The organism is Pseudomonas sp. NFPP24 (assembly GCF_900112095.1).
Classification (GTDB): Bacteria; Pseudomonadota; Gammaproteobacteria; order Pseudomonadales; family Pseudomonadaceae; genus Aquipseudomonas; species Aquipseudomonas extremorientalis.
Genome location: NZ_FOKD01000004.1, coordinates 75,160 through 94,195, shown reverse-complemented (window position 1 = coordinate 94,195; position 19,036 = coordinate 75,160). Strand labels below are relative to the sequence as shown.

Genomic DNA, 19,036 nt, shown 5'->3' with positions numbered 1-19,036 from the left:
GTGCAGGTCGCGGCGCGTGCAACACACCGCAGCCGAATAATTAGTGAATCTTGAAATCGATCGGGACGCTGACCCAGCCGTCCTGGGCCACCTCGCCCTGCTTGGCCGGCACGAAGCTCCAACGCTTCACGGCGGTCAGTGCGGCGTCATCGAGCTGCTGGCGACCGCTGCTCTTCTGGATCTGGATCTCGCCCGGCTTACCGCTGGCCAGTACATGCACCCTGAGCAACACCGTGCCTTCCCAACCGCGCCGCTGGGCCAGTGACGGATACTCCGGCGCCGGGTTCTTCAAGTACGCGGCGTTGGCCGAAGCGGGCGTAACCGGAGCCGGCGCCGGTGGTGCTGGAGGCGCAGGCGGCGCGGGAGTCGGTGGCGCAGGCGGTTGCTCGGGCGGTTTCGGTGCAGGCTTGGGCTCAGGCTTTGGCACTGGCTTGGGTTTGGGTTTAGGAATCGGTTTTGGCGGCGCCGGCTTGGCGGCCAATTCATCCACCACCGGCGGCGGTGGCTCGACCACAGGCGGCGGCGGTGGCGGCACGGGCGGTGGCGGCTCGACCACCGGGGGTGCCGGCTGGGAAAATTCGATGGTCATCGGTGGAATTTCCGGCGGCACGATCGGCAGCACCGGGGTCGGCTTCTGGCTCACCCAGTAGATCACCGCACCGTGCAGGGCCAGTACCAGCAGGCCGAGCAGGATACCTTCGCGACGGCTGGAGAAACGCTTCGGAGTCCTCTGCGTTCGCAGTTGTCCCAACGGCGCTCGGTGCGGCCGGCCAAGGTCGACCAACTCACCACCCGGCGCCTGGCGCCACGGCGCCTCGTGTGCACTGGCGGCGGTCTGGACATTGCCCATTGATTCACTCCCTACGGTTTTTAAGCAAAAAAACCGACAGGCCTGCTTGGAAGGCCGTCGTGGGCTGAATCATCGGCGCCAGAGGCTTATCTCTTAAAGTAACCTTTAAAGTTATACATAGACCTAAAACGAATAAATGAAACATGATGAAACGCCAAAGCCCCGTCCTGCGTGGGCTGGCGTCCAGGCGATGTTTTTCAATGCTTTCCGGGCATGAAAAATATTCGGCAAAGGCATCGTTCAGGCTGGGCTGTTAGCACACAAATCCAGCAATTGGCGTTGCAGGCTCTGCCCCGCCGCGCCGAGGCCAGTGCGCCCGTACAACGCCAGCCGCACGCCCTGCACCGCAGGCAAACCGCTGTCCGCGCCCAATACGACATGCCCGGCCTGCACCACACGCCGGGGTAACAGACTGATACCCAACCCCGCCGCCACCGCCGAACACACACTGGCCAGGCTCGCGCTGGAGTAACCGATGCGCCAGCGCCAGCCCCCCACTTCCAGATGTTGCAGCATTTCATTGCGGTACAGGCCCCCCACCGGAAAGGCCACCAACGGCAAAGGGTCGCGCCCCAGGGATGGCGTACTGCGGCTGTCCACCCAACACAACGGCTCTGGCCATGAGGCCAGGCAGTCGTCGCTGTCGCCCATCTGCTTGACCAGCAATACGTCGAACTCACCGCTACGGTACTGGCGCTGCAACTCGGGGCCAAGACCGCTGGTGACCTCCAGGCGCACCCTGGGGTACGCCAGCACAAAGGCCGATAACAGAGGCATCAGGCGTTCGGCAGCGAAGTCTTCCGGCACACCGAGGCGCAGCACGCCGTCGCTTTGCTGGTTGATCAATACGTCGGCGGCTTCCTCATGCAACGCGAGGATGCGCCGCGCATAGGCCAGGAGGCGCTCGCCTTCCGCCGTCGCCACCACACGACGTTGGTCGCGATCCAGCAACTGGCACGCCACCGCCTCTTCCAGGCGGCGGATCTGCTGGCTGACGGTGGACTGGGTCAAGTGCAGGCGCTCTGCCGCGCGGGTGAAATTGCCGCAGTCCACCACGGCGACAAAGCTGCGCAACAACACGGGATCGAACATCGTGCTTACCATTCCATTTGCCACTGGTTGGCATGGTTATATTTAATTTCAGAATACCTCGGCGACTGTGGATACTTCACGCCTCATTTGCACACTCCGCAGGTTCTGCATGTCGCTTAACTCCTCAACCGCAGGCCGGTTCGCCGGCTGGGGCCTGCTGGTGGTCCTGGGACTGAACCTGCGGCCGATCCTCAGTTCCATCAGCCCGTTGCTTGGCGAAATCCGCCTGGCCACCGGCCTGAGCTTCCAGAGCAGCGCCCTGCTCACCAGCCTGCCCGTGGTGTGCATGGGCCTGGTGGCGCTGGTGGGCGTGCGTGTTGAAGCGCAGCTGGGGGAACGACGCGGCATCGCCCTGGGCCTCATGATGATCCTGTTGGCGTGCCTGGCCCGCTGGCTGATGGGCCAAGGGTCGACATTGCTGGTGACTGCGTTGCTTGGCGGTGCCGGCGTGGCACTGATCCAGGCGTTGGTGCCGGCGATGATCAAGCGTGAATTCCATCATCGCGTGCCGGTGGCGATGGGCGTTTATTCGGCCTCGTTGATGGCCGGCGGCGGCCTGGCGGCGCTGCTCAGTCCGGTGGCAGCCACGTATTTCCAGCAATGGGAGGCCGGGCTGGGCGTGTGGTTGTTACCCGCGTTGGCGGCGCTGCTGCTGTGGGCCTGGTTGCCACTGGGTGCGGCAAAAAACGCGAACGTCATCCCTGCCTACAAGGGGCTGCGCAATCGCCGTGCCTGGCTGCTGGCGCTGTATTTCGGCCTGGTGAACTGCGGCTACATGAGCCTGGTGGCGTGGCTGCCGGCCTACTATCAGCAACTGGGTTGGGGCGTGTTGCCCAGTGGTTCATTGCTGGCGTTCATGACCATCTTCCAGGTGATCGCCGCGCTGTTGATGCCGGTGCTGGCACAACGCGGGATCGACCGTCGGCCGCTGCTGTGGATCAGCCTGTTGGCCCAGACCATCGGCTATCTGGGCCTATTGATCGCGCCGTTGCAGTTTCCGCACCTATGGGTGGCGCTGTGCGGCTTTGGCCTGGGAGCATGTTTTGCCCTGAGCCTGTTGCTGACCCTCGACCACCACCGCGACCCGCGCCAAGCCGGCCAACTGGCGGCGTTCGTGCAAGGCGTGGGCTTTTTGATCAACGCGATTTCGCCGTGGATGACCGGTTGGCTGCGCGAACTCACCGGCAGCTTTGTCAGCGCCTGGGTGGTGCTGACCGTGACAACGGTGGCGATGCTGGTGGTGACCCGCGTATTCAGCCCGGCCACCTATCGCACCGCCAGCGTACCGGCCTAAAAGTCGTAGCGACCGGTCACACCCAGGGTGCGAGGCGTGCCCAGCAAGCCTTCATAACCGCCGTTACCGCCGGTCCACAGGGTGGTGTAGTAGGTTTTGTCGAAGGCGTTTTTCAGCCACAGCGACACATCCCACTGCCCCTGCTGATAGTTGCCACGCAAGCCGGTAGACACGTTCACCACCGCGTACGCCGGGATCTGCCCGTAGTCCGAGTCCTCCACTGTCCCCACGGCCTTGGAGCGGAATGCATAGCTGGCAGTGACGTAGGGTTCCAGACCGTTGTCCAGGTTCCACTTGTACTCGCCATTGGCATTGGCGATCCATTTCGACGCGCCCACCACCTGATGCCCTGTCAGGTCACAGGAGGCCGGGGCACCCGGGCGCAGGCTGACTTCCGGTGGGCACGGGGCGTCCTTGTAGGACAGGTAGCTCACATCGTTGAACGAGCCATTCACGTTCAGCGTCAGTCCTTTGATGGGAACCAGGGTGCTTTCCACTTCCACCCCACGCGAACGTACGGAGCCTGCGTTGGTCAGGTACTGCACCCGGTTGTCCTGATCATAGGCGTTGGTCTGGTAGCCATTGACCTGGGTCCAGAACAGGTTGGCATTGAGTTGCAGGCGTCGGTCCCACAGCGTGCTTTTAAAGCCCAGTTCAGCGTTGTTGGCCCTTTCGGTGCCGACCAGCAGCGAATCCGCGCCGGCCGTTGGCGCCGAACCCACCGCCAGGTTGACCCCACCGGATTTCTCGCCATGGGACAGGGTCGCATAGCCCAGCAGGTTTTCATTGAAGCGGTAACTGAGGTTCAGCAGGCCCGAAGGGCTGGTGCTGTACTGGTTGAGGTCTCCAGAGTCGTAGGCCCCGGCACGCCCACGCCGAGCCGTAGCGGCCGCGCCCGTGACAGCCGCGCCACCCACCGGCGCATTGCGAGTCACCCAGGCGCTTTTCTCTTCATAAGTTCCACGCAGACCGGCGGTGAAATCCAGGCGCTCGGTGAGGTGCCAGGTCCCTTGGGCAAACAGCGCGAAGCTGTCGGTGCGGATGTGCCCGTTGCCCACACTGCTCACGTTGGCGAGCGCCCCCGTTGCCGTGCCGTTCCAGATGTCGGCCTGGGGTCCGTAATAGGCGAAGGACTTGTTGTCCAGGGAGTTACCGAAGTAATAGGCACCCAGCACGTAATCGAAAAACCCGCCGGTCGGCGAAGCCAGGCGAAACTCCTGGGACCACTGCTTATCTTCCACCGACACCCCCGCGTTATAGGACGCCGGCACATTGAGGCCATCATCATTGCGCGGTGTGAAATTCCACCAGCGGTAGGCGCTGACCGAGGTCAGGGTGAAATCACTCGGCAGCGTCCAGTTGGCTTCCAGGGACGTACCGCCCTGGAACACCGTGACATGCTGGTCGTTGTCCAGATTGACCTTGCGGTGGGTGCCGTCCACCAGCGTTGCGCCAGCCGCCGCAGCGCGTGACTCATAGAGGTTGGTGCCATTGATCGTGGGCCCGGTGCTGTAGAGCACGCGGGTGCCGGCGCTGGAATCCTCTTCGTTGTAATCGCCAATCCAGCGCAGGTTGAACGTATCGCTCGGCTTGTACAACAGTTGTCCGCGAAAGCCCTGGCGTGAACCACCATTGAGATCATGGCCGTCGTGCTCGTTCTTGATGTCGCCATCGCTGCGCGTGCGATACGCCGAAAAACGTCCCGCCAGATCATCGGTGAGCGGGCCGGAAACCGTGCCCTTGGTCTGGAAATAGCCATCTTCGCCCAACGACGTCTCGATGCTGCGCTCCGGGGTAAAACTGGGCGCACGGGTACTGATATTGATGACCCCGGCAGTGGTGTTCTTGCCGAACAACGTACCCTGGGGGCCGCGCAATACCTCGAGCTGTTCGATGTCCATCAGGTCGAACACCGCCATCCCCGGCCGGCCGAGATAGACGTTGTCGATATACAACCCCACGCTGCCTTCCAGGCCATCGCTGGCCGGGTTGTTGCCCAGGCCACGGATTGACACGCTGGACTGGCGCGCATGCATGTAGGCAACGTTGACGCTGGGCACCAGTTGTTGCAAATCCTGGATGCGGTAGACCCTTTGGCTCTCCAGTGCCTGGCCGCCAACCACGCTCATCGGCGTCGGCACCTCCTGCGCGCTTTCGGTACGACGGCGTGCCGTCACCGTGACGGTTTCCAGTTGGCCGCTGGCGCTTTCGCCCTCAGGTTCAGGGGAGATCACCTCGGCCGCGTGACTGGACGACCAACTGGCGCTGCCGGCCAGCAACAAGGCCAGCGGCAGACGCTTGAGCCTCCAGGAAGAGCAAGGTACAGCGGGCTTGAACACACTCATAAGCGGCTCCGTAACCAGGAAATACTCATCGACACATATTCCCCAAGGTTATTTATTTATGTTTTTTAGAACATTTACTGCATAAGAGATAGCCTTTATAAGGAGTCGACCTAATGCATAGCCAATGCATTTCCCCGATATTTTTGATGTGAAAAATGCATATCGATTTGCGCCAGCTCCGCCATTTCATCGCCCTCGCCGAACAACGCAGTTTTGTGGCGGCGGCGTTGACCGTGAACCTTTCGCAATCGGCGTTCAGCCGCAGCATCCAGGCCCTGGAACATGCCGCCGGCTGCCAACTGGTGGACCGCGGTCGCAAGGACCTGGCGCCCACCAAACAAGGCCAGGTGCTACTGGAGCATGCCCGGCGCCTGGTCAGCGGTGCCCAGCAACTGGCCAACGAGATCAGCCAGTTCAATGGGTTGGAGGCCGGTGAGCTGCGCTTTGGGTGTGGCCCCGCACCCGCGGCCGGGTTGATTCCCCGCGCCATTGGCAGCTTTATCGGGCGCTACCCGAAGGCACGCGTGCTGTTCCAGGTAGATGACTGGCAAAGCCTGGGCAAGCGCCTGCTCAGCGAGGAGTTCGAATTCTTTGTCGCTGATACCCGTCACTTCGAAGCCAACCCTGACTATCACACCCATCGCTTGCGTCCACGCCGCTGGAATTTCTGCTGCCGCGCCGGCCATCCCCTGGCCGGTCGCGAGAGCGTGAGCGCCGCAGAGTTGATGAGTTATCCACTGGCCGTGACGATCCGCCCGCCCAACCTGCGCAAGGTCATCGTCGACCTCAGCGGACGCCCCGATTACCTGCCCAATGTGGAGTGCGAAAACGGCTACAGCTTGATGGGTGTGGTATTGCGCTCCGATGCCATTGGTATCGTCAGTGCCAACAGCGATGTGCTGCACATGGCCCGAGGCGAATTGGTGTGTTTGAAGATCGACGGACTCGCCGAAGACCTGGAGGAGCGTTTCACCCGCTACGGTATCGTCAGCCGCGCAGGGTACCGGTTATCACCACTGGCGGAGGCGATGATCGAGCAGATCAAGGAGATTGATGCGCTGGATGAGGATGTGTGTGCGCTGGAGAATTTCGCTGTCTGAACTGATGCCATCGGGGGCAAGCCCCCTCCCACTTTTGAATGCATTTCAAGTGTGGGAGGGGGCTTGTCCCCGATAACGCCTGCAGCAACGCCCATGCATGGCCTGCATGAAACCCAGTCCCCAAATGCACTTGCCAGCCCCGGCGCAAAGGACGAAAAAAGCCCCCTGTCCTCCGTTCGGTAAACCCTCATGCCTCAACCAAAACCTGTACGCAATGTGCTGTACATCATGTGCGACCAACTGCGCCGCGATTACCTGTCGTGCTACGGCCACGCTCATTTGCACACGCCGAATATCGACCGTCTCGCCGCCGCCGGTGTGCGATTCGGCCGTGCCTACACCCAGGGCACCATTTGCGGACCGTCGCGGATGTCGGCCTATACAGGACGCTATGTCAGCAGCCACCAAGTGGCTTGGAACGGGGTGCCACTGCCGTTGGAAGAGTTGACGATCGGCGATTATCTGCGCCCCCACGGTATCCGCACCGCGCTGGTAGGCAAGACCCACGCCACGCCAAACCTGGACGCTTTGCAGCGCCTGAAGATCGACCCCCACGGCGCACAGGCCGAGCCACTGAACGAGGTCGGTTTTGAAGCGTATATGCGTCACGACGGGATTTACCCTGACAGCCCGTTGTTCGACGACAAGCGCGAGTCCGCGCCCTACACGCATTACCTGCGCGAACAAGGCTACAACGGTACCAACCCATGGCATGAATGGGCCAACGCCGCAGAAGGTCAGGGCGGTGAGCTACTCAGTGGCTGGCACATGCGCAATGCCGGGCTACCGGCGCGGGTAGCCGAGGCGCATTCGGAAACCGTCTACACCACCGACCGCGCCATCGACTTTATCCACGAACAAGCCGAGCAGCCGTGGTGTCTGCACCTGTCCTATATCAAGCCGCATTGGCCTTACATCGCCCCCGCGCCGTACCACGCGCTGTATGGCGCCGAGCACATCCAGGCGCCCATCCAGCCGGGGCAACCCAGCGATCACCCGGTTTATCAAGCGTTTCGCCAGCACCAGGAAAGCCTCAACTTTTCCCGTGACGAGGTACGCCTCACGGTGATCCCGACCTACATGGGGCTGATCAAACAGATCGACGATCAACTCGGGCGGCTGTTCGATGTTCTGCAAAGCAATGGGCGCTGGGACGACACGCTGATCGTGTTCACCAGCGACCATGGCGATTTCCTTGGCGATCATTTCCTCGGGGAGAAAGAATTCCTGCTGGAGCCGGCCGTAGGCGTCCCGTTGATTGTGCGCGACCCACGCGCCAGTGCCGATGCCAGCCGTGGCACATTCGACGACCGCCTGGTGGAAACCATTGATGCGCTGCCGACCTTCCTCGACGCCCTGGGGCTGCCTGCTGCCGACCACCGCCTGGAAGGCCACTCACTGATCCCACTGCTGCACCGTACGCAAAGCGCCTGGCGACGCTACGCCATCGCCGAATACGACTACGCCTTCCAGGCCCCGGCCCGTGAACGGTTGGAGCAGCCCATCGACCGTTGCCGCATGACGATGGTGCGCAGCGAACGCTGGAAATACCTGGCGTACGATGGCTTTCGCCCACAGCTGTTCGACCTGGAAAACGACCCGCAGGAACTGCATGACCTGGGGGCCGACCCGGCGTACGCCGACGTGCGCGAAACCCATTCGGGCTATCTGTTCGAATGGCTGCGTGGCCTGAAGCGGCGCACCACCATCAGCCACACAGAGATCGATCTGCGTGGCCAACGGTTTCGTTATGGAGAGCCGGAAACAGACAAGGTGGTGCAGATCGGCGTGTGGTGATCACACACCCTTGGTGGTCTTGCTGGCCTGCCCGTGCACGCTCACCGGCACATCGCCCTTGAGCGTGACCCGGCGCACAATACGCTCCTGGGTGCCATAGTCATCCACTGCGTAATGCTGGGTGGCGCGGTTGTCCCAGATCGCTACATCACCGGTGCTCCAACGCCAGCGCACGGTGTTTTCCAGGCGGGTGACGTAGCTCTGCAACAGGTTGAACAGCTGCGCCGAATCTGCCTGGGAGTATCCTTTGAGGCGCTTGACGAAGTGTCCCAGCAACAAGGTTTTCTCGCCGCTGACCGGATGTACGCGCACCACCGGGTGTTCGGTTTCGTAGACAGTGGAGGTGAACACTTTGCGGTATTCCTCCAGCGTCTCCACCGACACATCCGGCTTGCGCGCGGCGTAGTCGTATTCGTTGCTGTGCACCGCCCACAGGTTGTCCGCCAGGGCTCGCAGCTCGACGCTGAGGTCATTGTAGGCACTGGATGTGTTGGCCCAGACCGTGTCGCCGCCGGACCTGGGTGCCAGCACCGAACGCAGGATCGAAGCCTTGGGATAGGCGTCGACGAAGGTCACGTCGGTGTGCCAGGAGTTGGCGCGCTGGCCACGACCGCCGTCCAGCTCCATCAGGAAACGGGTACCGTCGCGCACTGGTACGGTCGGGTGGGCAATCGGTTCGCCCAGCAGGTGCGCAAATGCTTCCTGGCTCTGGTCATCAAGGTGGGTCTGCTCGCGGAAGAAGATCACCTTGTACTGCACCAGGGCCTGCTGGATGGCCTCGACGGTAGCGGCATCCAGGTCGCCGGACAGTCTGACCCCACGGATCTCGGCGCCAATGCGCCCGCCGACGGGGTGAATGTCCAGCGCTTGGGCGATGGGTTGAACAGCGAATGCGACATTGCTCATTGTGGTGACCCTCATGTGCCTGATGGTGGGAACGCTTTCCGACAACGCTCTATTCATATGCAATTTAGATCTAGCAAATGAATGAATGCTTCGTTGACGGAATAAGAGCTTGCATTTAAAACCTCAGCTCCCTCGGTCGCAAATGCCTTCGACCTATTTTTAAAATGCCGGGAAAGCATATGGATCTTCGCCAACTGCGCTATTTCATCGCCCTCAACGAACACCGCAGTTTTGTGCGTGCCGCGGACGCCATGGGCATCACCCAACCCGCGTTCAGCCGCAGTATCCAAAGCCTGGAACATGAGTTCGGCTGCGTATTGGTGGACCGTGGCAACAAGGACTTGCGCCCCACTCCCGAGGGCCAGGTAGTGCTGCAACATGCGCTGAGCCTGGTGCACGGTGCCGCCTTGCTGAGCAGTGAAGTCACCCGCATGACCAAGCTCGATGCCGGCGACCTGCGCTTCGGCACCGGACCGGCGCCCGCGGTGAAACTGGTACCCGATGCGGTGGCGCGCTTTATCACTGCACACCCGAAGATCCGGACCAGTTTCCAGGTGGATAACTGGGAAAAACTCAGCCGCGCTCTGAGCCGCGAAGAAATCGAGTTCTTCATTGCCGACATCCGCCAGTTCGAAAACGATCCAAACTTCCAGACCCGCGCACTGAGCCCCAAGCGTGGTGTATTTTTTTGCCGTCCGGGCCACCCGCTGCTGGCCAAGGACAGCCTGTCGACCAACGACATGTTCGACTATCCGCTGGCGTCGCCGCTGATCTCCCAGGGCATTCGCAAACTGCTGGCGAACCTCAGCGGGCGCATGGACTTTTCACCCAGCATCCAGACCGAGCACTTCCCGGCGCTGGTGAAGATCGTGCTGCAGTCCAATGCCATTGGCGTGGGCACCGAAGAAGCATTTGCCGAAGACATCGCCCGTGGCTCCCTGGTGGTGCTGCACTGGCGCAACCTGCCGCAGAACATGGACACCATGAGTGCGCGGTGTGGGGTGGTCAGCCGCACCGGCTCGCGCCTGTCGCCGGCGGCGAAGGCAATGATCGAGACGCTGGTACAAGTCGACCGCCAAGACGTGAGCGTGGCGGTCTGACGTCGCTTAGAGACCCGCCGCCTGCAGATTCGGCGCCACCCAGTCACTGACCTGGAAGGACTTGCGAATCAGCCGCTCCTTGGTCGCCAGGTCTACCGACTCCTGCAATTTGCCGAGGAACACCGGGTCGAGGGTCGAGGGGAACAGCTCGCTGAGCTTCTCGTTTTTCAGGTCATTGCTCAGGATGATCGGTGGGTAACTGGCCAGCCCCGACACCAGGTCGATATAGGCTTGCTTGTTGTTGTCATCGGTCAACCACTGCACTGCTTGCTGCTGGGCCTTGAGCAACTTGACCACGACATCGGGGTGCTCATCGACGAACTTGCCACTGCCCACCAATACAGCCTGGATGCTGCCCGCGCCGCCGAGGTCCTTGGTGGTCAGTGGCAATTCGGCCAAGCCCTTGGCCTGAAGCGCACTGAGGCTAGAACTGCCCCAAGTGGCATCGATCTGCCTGGCAGCCAGGGCGGCGCTCGCGGCGCTGAAATCCAGATTGATTACTTTCAGGTCTTTTTCACTCAGGCCCTGGCTGGCCAGGGCGCTGTCGAACGAGAGTTGAGTGGCCGTGCCGCGAAACACCGCAACGCGCTTGCCCTTGAGGTCCTGCAGGGTCTTGATGCCAGAGCCGGGAACCACGCCCAGATACTGTTTGACGCCGCGTGCCGAAGCACTGAGCAGGCGGGTGTCCAAGCCATTGGAGCGACCGATGATCGCCGCCAGGTCGCCCAGGTAGGCCAGGTCCAGTTGACCGTTGGCGAAGGCCTCGTTGATCACCGGTCCTGCGCCCTTGAAGTAATTCCACTGGATCTTGATGCCTTGGTCGGCAAAGGCTTTCTCGAAGATCTGCTGGTCGCGCAACACATCCGTGATACCACCACCACTGTGCTGGCTCCCCGCGCTGAGGTCGGGTACGGCAATGCGGATTTCCTTGAGTTCGGCGGCCTGGACCCAACCGGCCAGGGCGGTACCCGCGAACAATGCAATCAAGCGTTTAAAGGGCAGTTTCATAAGCGCAGCTCCTGTGGGCGACGGTCGTCCGGGAGCAGAAAGTAGGCACAACCCACACAAAACTTTAAATACTATAAATGCACAATTTAATAGCTTTTAGAACTATAAGGCTTAAAACGCCGACCCTTGGGGCCTATGCATGAACAGCATTGAAAATATTCTCCGAATGCATTGGATGCGTGCCCGGCTGAGGCATTAAATGCATTTTCTTATCCCCCAATCATCTTGATTGCGTTTTTGTAAGATCAAAATCACATAACGCCATCGGCGACAACGGAGGTCCTCCATGGCCCGAATATCACTGTTGAGCCTGCCTCTGGCCGCTCCCCGTCATGATCGGGCGCACCGCTGGCCAAAACTGGGAGAACGGTTATTGCCCTGGCTGTTGCCCTTGGCACTGTTCGCGCTGTGGTGGCTGGCCAGCCACAATCACTGGATGAGCGAGCAGATTCTGCCACCACCCTCACTGGTGTGGAGCAGCGCTGTGGAATTGGCCGGTGGCGAGTTGTGGACTCACCTGGCAATCAGTGTTCAGCGCTTGTTCTGGGGACTCCTGGCGGGCATCGGCGCCGGGGCGTTGCTGGGTGCCCTGCTGGGGTTCAGCGCCCGTGTCGAGCGCGTGGTATTCCCCACGTTCAGCGCTTTGGCGCAAGTGCCAACACTGGCCTGGATCCCCCTGTTCATGGTGTTTTTCGGTATCGGCGAAACCTTGAAGCTGGTGGTGCTGGTGAAGGCAATCGTAGTGCCCGTCACCCTGCATGTACTGGTCGGCGTGCGTGATGCCCAGCCCCACCTGCGTGAAGCCGCCCGCGTGCTGCGCCTGCCCACTCACCTGCTGATTCGTCGGCTGATCCTGCCGGCCGCGCTCCCCGCGTTCATGGCCGGCGTACGCCTCGCGCTGGCCGCCGGCTGGACCTCATTGCTGGCCGTGGAGTTGTTGGCGTCCAGCGAAGGCATTGGTTACTTGATGGTATGGGCTCGCCAGTTGTTCATGCTCGATATCGTTTTCGTGTGCATCGTGGTGATCGGCGTGTTGGGCGTGGTGATGGATCGCGGCATCGGCTGGCTGGACCGCAAATGGGTGCACTGGCCCCATCCGGCGACGGCACAGATTCCTCAGGGCCCCCGCTATCAAGGCTGGCAACGCCTGCAGCCTTGGCTGTTGCCGCTGCTGTTGCTGGCGTTATGGCAACTGGCAACCCAGCAGGATTGGGTGGATGCGAACATTCTGGTCAGCCCATGGACAGTCCTGCACACCACCGTGACGGGCGTGCTGGATGGCAGCCTGTCCGGTGCCCTGGGCAAAAGCCTGGGCCGTACGCTGGGCGGCTTGATCCTCGGCACCAGCCTGGGGTTTGCCATGGGCCTGTGGCTGGGATTGTCGCGGCGCAGCGAGCGCGTACTCGGGCCGACGCTGTCTGCGCTGCGCCAGATTGCGATCTTCGCCTGGGTACCGTTGCTCACCGCGTGGTTCGGACTGGGCGAGTTGGCCAAGGGGGTGTTTATCGCCCTCGCCGCGTTCTTCCCGTTATTTATCGCCACCCAGCGCAGCGTATTGAACCTGTCACCCCAACTGCGCGAGGCGGCGCAGGTGCTGCGCCTGAACCTGTTCCAGCGCCTGCGCCGCCTGGTGTTGCCCGGCGCTGCGACGGGGATTTTCGCCGGCCTGCGCCTGAGCCTGATCTATGCCTGGCTGGGCACCATCGGCGCTGAGTATTTCATGCCCTCCAACGGCGGCATCGGCAGCCTGATGATCGGCGCTCAACAGTTGCTGCGCATGGACCTGATCATGAGCGGCATGCTCCTGGTCGGCCTCACTGGCGCCGCCCTCAACCTTATCGGCCAACGCATCGAAACCCGTGCTACCCGCTGGAGACACGCATGAACGCACCTATCGTCCGCTTCAACCATGTGGGCAAGAGCTTTGACGTCGACGGTGTCGAGCTGGAAGCCATCCGTGAATTCAACCTGGAGATTGCCGAAGACGAATTCGTCGCGATTGTCGGTTCCAGCGGGTGCGGCAAATCCACCCTGTTGCGCCTGCTGGTGGGCCTGGACACACAGTTCCGCGGCCAGATCGAGGTGGACGGCAAAGCCGTCAGTGGCATCGGCCGTGAGCGCGGCATTGTGTTCCAGGAACACCGCTTGTTTCCCTGGCTGACCGTGGAGCAAAACATTGGGCTGGGGCTGGTCAACGAACCATCAGGCGACGCCGAGCGCAGCCAACGGGTCCATGATTTTATCGAGCTGGTCGGCCTGGCCGACTTTACGCGTGCCTACCCCCATCAGCTCTCCGGCGGCATGGCGCAACGCGTGGCAATTGCCCGCGGCCTGGTGGCCAGCCCACGTATCCTGCTGCTGGACGAGCCATTCGGCGCCCTCGATGCGCTGACACGCCAGCAGATGCAGGATGAACTACTGGCGATTCGTGCCCGCGCCAGGATCACGACAGTGCTGGTGACCCACGACGTGGAAGAAGCGATCTTCCTCGCCGACCGCGTCGTGGTGATGGAGCCAAGGCCAGGCCGGATCAAACAAGTGGTGCAAGTCACCCTGCCCCATCCGCGCCAACGCAGCAGTTTCGAGTTCCATCAATTACGTGAGGAGCTGTTGCACGAACTGACCAACGATGACCATTACCAGCCCCCTGTGCGCGAACAGATCCGCAACCTGCCCCTGGCGTTTATTGCCTGCTGAATGAGGAGTGCCTTGATGCCGCAACGTCCCAATTTTCTCGTGATACTGGCCGATGACCTGGGCTTTTCCGACCTCGGCGCCTTTGGCGGGGAAATCGCCACACCACACCTGGACGCCCTGGCCCTGAACGGCCTGCGCCTGACCGACTTCCACACCGCGCCCACCTGCTCGCCGACCCGCTCGATGCTACTGACCGGCACCGACCACCATATCGCCGGCATTGGCACCATGGCCGAGGCCCTCACACCCGAGCTGATCGGCAAGCCCGGCTATGAGGGCTACCTGAACGATAAGGTCGTGGCCTTGCCGGAGCTGCTGCGCGAGGCCGGCTACCAAACCCTGATGAGCGGCAAATGGCACTTGGGCCTGACCGCCGAACTGGCGCCCCACGCGCGGGGTTTCGAACGCTCCTTCGCGCTGTTGCCCGGCGCGGCCAACCACTATGGCTTCGAACCGCCCTACGACGAGACGACGCCCGGCCTGCTCAAATCCACGCCTGCGCTGTATATCGAAGACGACATTTTCGTCGAGCGACTGCCTGAACATTTCTATTCATCCGACGCTTTTGGCGACAAGTTGCTGCAATACCTCAGGGAGCGCGACCAGGCGCGACCGTTCTTCGCTTACCTGCCATTCTCCGCCCCGCACTGGCCGTTGCAGGCTCCCGCCGAGATCGTCGACAAATACCGTGGCCGCTACGACGCCGGACCCGAGGTGCTGCGCCTGGAACGCCTGGAAAAGCTCAAGGCCCTGGGGCTGATCGACGCGGATGTCGAACCCCATCCACTGATCGGATTGAGTGCCCAATGGGCCGGCCTTACCGAGACACAGCGCCAAGTGTCGGCGCGGGCGATGGAAGTGTATGCGGCCATGGTCGAGCGCATGGACTGGAACATCGGCCGGGTGGTGGAGTACTTGCGCCAGCAGGGTCAACTGGATAACACGTTCATCGTGTTCATGTCCGACAACGGCGCTGAAGGTGCGCTGCTGGAAGCCTTCCCCAAGTTCGGCCCCGAGCTGCTGACCTACCTCAACCAGCACTACGACAACAGCCTGGAGAACATCGGGCGTGCCAACTCCTACGTCTGGTACGGCCCCTCGTGGGCTCAAGTGGCAACCGCCCCGTCACGGCTGTTCAAGGCATTTACCACCGAAGGCGGGATTCGGGTGCCGGCACTGATGCACTACCCTCGGCTGACGCTTGAAGGCCGGATCAGCCATGGGTTTGGCACAGTGATGGACATCACGCCGACGCTCCTGGACCTGGCCGGTGTGCGCCATCCGGGCCAACAATGGCGCGGCAAGCCGGTGGCGCCACTGCGGGGCAAGTCGTGGCTGGGCTTCCTGTCAGGTGAAACCGCCGAGGTGCACGATGAGCACACCGTCACCGGCTGGGAGCTGTTCGGGCGCCGGGCCATTCGCCAGGGCCGGTGGAAAGCCGTGTACATCCCAGGCCCGGTGGGCCCGGCGACATGGCAGCTCTATGACCTGGGCCAGGATCCCGGCGAGATCCACGACCTGGCCCAGCGTCACCCGGACAAACTGGCCACGCTTATCGACCATTGGCAGCAATACGTGGACGAAACCGGCGTAATACTCAGCGCATCACCGTTTCAGCCGGATTGAGCCCCGCGTTTGTGCGCGCTTGCGGCTCCAGCCGATTGGCCCGCGCAAACGTCCCGAAGTCATTGAAGCGCACGCCCATCTCAGCCATCACCTGGTGCGCCACCTTGGCGGTCATCTGGCGGATGTAAAACGGCTCCTTCACCACAAAATGGTGGATGCCATGGGTGCTGCCGAAGTTGAAGCAGAACGCCTGCAGAGGCCACATCCACCAGGGGTTCAACACTTGGGTCTGCTGGATCACATTGCCCAGTTCCACATCGCCGTAGTAGTGCATGTTGGAGCTGACAAAGTGCAGGCAAAAGGTACGCAGCACGTTGGGGCCGATGATCACCACGACAGCGATATCAATCACCTGCATCATCTGCACGGTGCCAGCTGACCACTCGATAGGCGCACCGAGCAGACTGGCAATGCCATTGGCGGCATGAAAGCCAAGGAACACATACCACGCGCCCCAATGCAGCAGTGCCAGCGGTGCGTACACCAGCAGCGAGCGCTTGAGAATCGTCAATTTGTGCGTCCAGGTCCTGGCCCGCAGGATGCGGATGAAGGCCGACATGACGTTATCGCCGACCATCAGCAACCGCGCAAAACCCCAGGGCTCGCCGTTGGTGATGGCGCGCTCTTCCATGTCGGTCTCGGTGCCGGACACCTTGTGATGGTTGAGGTGCAGGTGTCGGCGTACCCACGGGTTGATCGTACTGGGCCGCGCCAGCCACACCAGGCCCATCATCAGGTTGTGCGGCAGGCGCTGCTTGCGAAAGTACATGCTGTGGATCAGGTCGTGTTCCAGCTCGTGGGTCAGTGAAGCCAGGAACGCGTTGAGCAGCAGGCACACCCACCAGGCCATATGCCCGCTGATGTAGAGCGCTGCGCAGCCAATCATGCCCGCCAAGGCAAAGGCCAGGATGCCCGCGCCCAACGCGTCCTGATGCAGCAGCCAAGGGTGCTGCTGGCGCAGGCGCACGCCCTCGGCCAGCACCACTTCACGGATATGCGCCGAGCGCTGTTGTGCGTTCATCTGCTGGGGACTTGCAGAAGTACCGTCCATGCTTCCATCCTCTGGTTATTGATGGATGCATCCTGGCCCAAGCGGTCCGCCAGGGCATCAGCCACGCACGCCAACCTGTTGACCGCAAGCGCCAATCGCCATGACCGAACCCACCTCCCTCGCCAGCTGGACCCGCGCCCTGCGCAAGCAACTCGACGCCCTGGGCCTCGACAGCGCCGCGCTGTGCCTGGAAGCCGGGCTCGACCCGCGGCAGATGGACGATCCCAACGCGCGCTATCCGCTGTCAGCGACCACGCGTTTGTGGGAGCTGGCGGTGCAGGCCAGCGGCGACCCGGCGATTGGTCTGCGGGTGTCGCGGTTCGTCAGCCCCACCACGTTTCATGCGTTGGGGTATGCGCTGGTGGCCAGTGGCAGCTTGCGGGAAGTGTTCGAGCGCATCGTGCGGTATCACCAGGTGGTCAGCGATGCACTGGCCCTGGAGCTGAGCGGCGATGGCGAGCGCTACCGGTTCCGCTTGCTGCAACTACCGGGAAACCCAGCGCCAGCGTTCGAGGCCATCGATGCGTTTGCGGCGATCTATGTGCGCACTTGTCGCAATCGCCTGGGGCGCGAATACGCGCCGCTGGCGGTGTACCTGCGAAGGCCGGAACCGGCCGATCCCAAGCCATGGCATACGGTGTTTCGCGCGCCGGTGTTTTTCGGCGCTGAGGAAGACCGCCTGGAGTTCGCCGCCCAGGATTTCGACAGCCACCTGGACGACGCCAACCCCGAACTGGCCGAACACAACGAAACCGTGCTCAAGCGCACCCTCGCCCAACTGCAACCGCTGACCTGGGAACGCAAGGTCCGCCGGGTGATCGAAGCGCAGTTGCCCGACGGCGAACCCAGCGCCGAGCGGGTTGCGCAGGCGCTGCACCTGAGCCTGCGCAGCCTGCAACGCCATCTGGCGGATGAAGGCTGCCGGTTTGATGCGTTGCTCAATGAGTGCCGGGAGAATTTGGCGTTGCTGCATTTGCGGGATCCGCAATGCTCATTGGCGGAAATCAGTCATTTGCTGGGGTTTGCTGATACCAGCAGTTTCAACCGCGCGTTCAAGCGCTGGACGGGGATGACGCCGGGGCAGTTCAGGGATGGGTTGCGGTAGGTGGATTTGCGGTGTTCGTGATGGCCCCATCGCGGGCAAGCCCGGTTCCTACAGGGAATGCATTCCAAATGTGGGAGCTGGCTTGCCTGCGATGGCGGTGGTCCAGGTATTGAAGTTGCCGGATCAATCATCGCCCACGGTCACGCCGCAACAACTTCTTCACCCGCGCCACCAAGGCCTTGGCTTCAAACGGCTTGAGCAAGTAATCATCCTCATGCAGTTCCAACTCGCGCAGACGGTCCTCGATTCCTTCCGGGGTCGTCAAGAACAACACCGGCGTCTCGCCCTTCTTGCGAATCGACTGCTGCAACCTCCAGGCATTCAAACCCGGCAACATTACATCCAGGATCACCAAGTCATAGTCAGTGCTTTCCACAAACCGCTGAGCTGCCATGCCATTGGCTGCGACTTCTACTGCGAAGCCGGCCTCGCTCAAGCCCTGGGCCATAAGTTGCGCCAATTTCGGCTGGTCTTCCACTAACAACACCTGCATGCCTACCTCTTGGTTCATTACAAACCTGTAATCGAATTGTTCGGCTTTTGAGCGAGACCGCTGGCTAAGGTAACCGCCTGCTTTCTGGAGCCGTTCCCATGTACCGCAATACCTTGTTCTTGAGCTTCGCCATCAGCGCCAGCGTCCTGGCAGCACCACCGCTGCCGCGCCACGCCGACCTGGATTTGCACACCGCACGCCAACTGGCAGACGCCAGCCTGGCGCAGTGCACGGCGGCACTTACCGTACTCGACCGGGGCGGTAATCCATTGCTGAGCCTGCGGGCCGATGGCGTAGGTCCACACAACAGCATCGCCAGCCAACGCAAAGCGTACACGGCGTTGTCGACTAAAACCCCCACTCGGTTGTTTGCCGAGCGTGCGCGCAACAACCCAGAGGCCGCCAACCTTAACAGCTTGTCCGAATTGCTGTTGCTCGGGGGCGGCGTGCCGCTGTTCGCCGACACTGAACTGGTAGGCGCGCTTGGCATTGCCGGTGCCGGCGGTGCCGAGCAGGACGACGCGTGCGCGGTAAAGGCGGCCAATCAACTTGGCCTGACAATCACCCCTTGA

16 protein-coding genes are annotated in these 19,036 nt (G+C 61.9%); 9 read left to right on the top strand and 7 right to left on the bottom strand.

Annotated features, from left to right (window positions below; translation table 11 throughout):
- Window positions 1–40: 40 nt before the first annotated feature.
- Complete coding sequence (locus tag BM026_RS09965) at window positions 41–850, bottom strand: energy transducer TonB (protein ID WP_071489784.1); 810 nt, start codon at window positions 848–850, stop codon at window positions 41–43.
- Window positions 851–1,090: 240 nt separating this feature from the next.
- Complete coding sequence (locus BM026_RS09960; protein ID WP_071489783.1) at window positions 1,091–1,942, bottom strand: LysR family transcriptional regulator; 852 nt, start codon at window positions 1,940–1,942, stop codon at window positions 1,091–1,093.
- Window positions 1,943–2,051: 109 nt separating this feature from the next.
- Between BM026_RS09960 and BM026_RS09955 the strand changes: the two genes are divergently transcribed.
- The gene (locus tag BM026_RS09955) at window positions 2,052–3,236 is read left to right on the top strand and encodes a CynX/NimT family MFS transporter (RefSeq protein ID WP_071489782.1); all 1,185 of its coding nucleotides are present in this window, start codon (window positions 2,052–2,054) and stop codon (window positions 3,234–3,236) included.
- Here BM026_RS09955 and BM026_RS09950 read toward each other — a convergent pair.
- Complete coding sequence (locus BM026_RS09950; protein WP_093513592.1) at window positions 3,233–5,581, bottom strand: TonB-dependent receptor; 2,349 nt, start codon at window positions 5,579–5,581, stop codon at window positions 3,233–3,235. The two genes, BM026_RS09955 and BM026_RS09950, sit on opposite strands and share 4 nt — an antisense overlap.
- 155 nt (window positions 5,582–5,736) lie before the next feature.
- Here BM026_RS09950 and BM026_RS09945 point away from each other — a divergent pair, with 155 nt between their 5' ends.
- Together BM026_RS09945 and BM026_RS09940 are read left to right on the top strand one after the other, a co-directional pair.
- Window positions 5,737–6,681: a LysR family transcriptional regulator gene (locus BM026_RS09945; RefSeq protein ID WP_092248643.1), complete on the top strand. Its 945-nt coding sequence runs from the start codon at window positions 5,737–5,739 to the stop codon at window positions 6,679–6,681.
- A gap of 189 nt (window positions 6,682–6,870) precedes the next feature.
- On the top strand, window positions 6,871–8,478 hold the full coding sequence (locus tag BM026_RS09940; protein ID WP_093121780.1) for an alkaline phosphatase family protein: 1,608 nt from the start codon (window positions 6,871–6,873) through the stop codon (window positions 8,476–8,478).
- Here the strand turns inward: BM026_RS09940 and BM026_RS09935 are convergent, their stop codons facing one another.
- A complete protein-coding gene (locus tag BM026_RS09935; RefSeq protein ID WP_071489778.1) occupies window positions 8,479–9,384 on the bottom strand; it encodes a TauD/TfdA dioxygenase family protein in 906 nt (301 codons plus the stop codon).
- A 179-nt stretch (window positions 9,385–9,563) separates the two neighbouring features.
- Between BM026_RS09935 and BM026_RS09930 the strand changes: the two genes are divergently transcribed.
- On the top strand, window positions 9,564–10,484 hold the full coding sequence (locus BM026_RS09930; protein WP_071489777.1) for a LysR family transcriptional regulator: 921 nt from the start codon (window positions 9,564–9,566) through the stop codon (window positions 10,482–10,484).
- A gap of 6 nt (window positions 10,485–10,490) precedes the next feature.
- Here BM026_RS09930 and BM026_RS09925 read toward each other — a convergent pair whose 3' ends face one another.
- Window positions 10,491–11,492 carry an ABC transporter substrate-binding protein gene (locus tag BM026_RS09925; RefSeq protein WP_092248652.1) on the bottom strand — a complete coding sequence of 334 codons (1,002 nt, stop codon included), beginning with the start codon at window positions 11,490–11,492 and terminating at the stop codon, window positions 10,491–10,493.
- A 286-nt stretch (window positions 11,493–11,778) separates the two neighbouring features.
- Between BM026_RS09925 and BM026_RS09920 the strand changes: the two genes are divergently transcribed.
- The 3 genes from BM026_RS09920 to BM026_RS09910 are packed head-to-tail and all read left to right on the top strand — an operon-like array spanning window position 11,779 to window position 15,815.
- Entirely contained in the window at window positions 11,779–13,377 is a 1,599-nt protein-coding gene (locus tag BM026_RS09920; protein ID WP_092248656.1) for an ABC transporter permease, read from the top strand.
- On the top strand, window positions 13,374–14,189 hold the full coding sequence (locus BM026_RS09915) for an ABC transporter ATP-binding protein (RefSeq protein WP_093528340.1): 816 nt from the start codon (window positions 13,374–13,376) through the stop codon (window positions 14,187–14,189). Before BM026_RS09920 ends, BM026_RS09915 begins: the two co-directional genes overlap by 4 nt.
- Window positions 14,190–14,204: 15 nt before the next feature.
- Entirely contained in the window at window positions 14,205–15,815 is a 1,611-nt protein-coding gene (locus BM026_RS09910) for an arylsulfatase (RefSeq protein ID WP_093528337.1), read from the top strand.
- Here the strand turns inward: BM026_RS09910 and BM026_RS09905 are convergent.
- Complete coding sequence (locus BM026_RS09905) at window positions 15,787–16,866, bottom strand: fatty acid desaturase (protein WP_093528334.1); 1,080 nt, start codon at window positions 16,864–16,866, stop codon at window positions 15,787–15,789. The genes BM026_RS09910 and BM026_RS09905 overlap by 29 nt on opposite strands.
- A 100-nt stretch (window positions 16,867–16,966) precedes the next feature.
- On the opposite strand from BM026_RS09905, the gene BM026_RS09900 reads away from it, so the two are divergent.
- Window positions 16,967–17,971, top strand: a complete 1,005-nt coding sequence (locus tag BM026_RS09900) for an AraC family transcriptional regulator (RefSeq protein ID WP_093121799.1) — start codon at window positions 16,967–16,969, stop codon at window positions 17,969–17,971.
- 127 nt (window positions 17,972–18,098) lie between these two features.
- On the opposite strand, the gene BM026_RS09895 is transcribed toward BM026_RS09900, so the two are convergent.
- Window positions 18,099–18,464 (bottom strand): response regulator, encoded by a 366-nt coding sequence (locus BM026_RS09895; RefSeq protein WP_071489770.1) that lies wholly within the window; start codon window positions 18,462–18,464, stop codon window positions 18,099–18,101.
- A gap of 98 nt (window positions 18,465–18,562) precedes the next feature.
- Between BM026_RS09895 and BM026_RS09890 the strand changes: the two genes are divergently transcribed.
- Window positions 18,563–19,036, top strand: coding sequence for a GlcG/HbpS family heme-binding protein (locus BM026_RS09890; protein ID WP_093121803.1), 474 nt, complete (start codon window positions 18,563–18,565; stop codon window positions 19,034–19,036).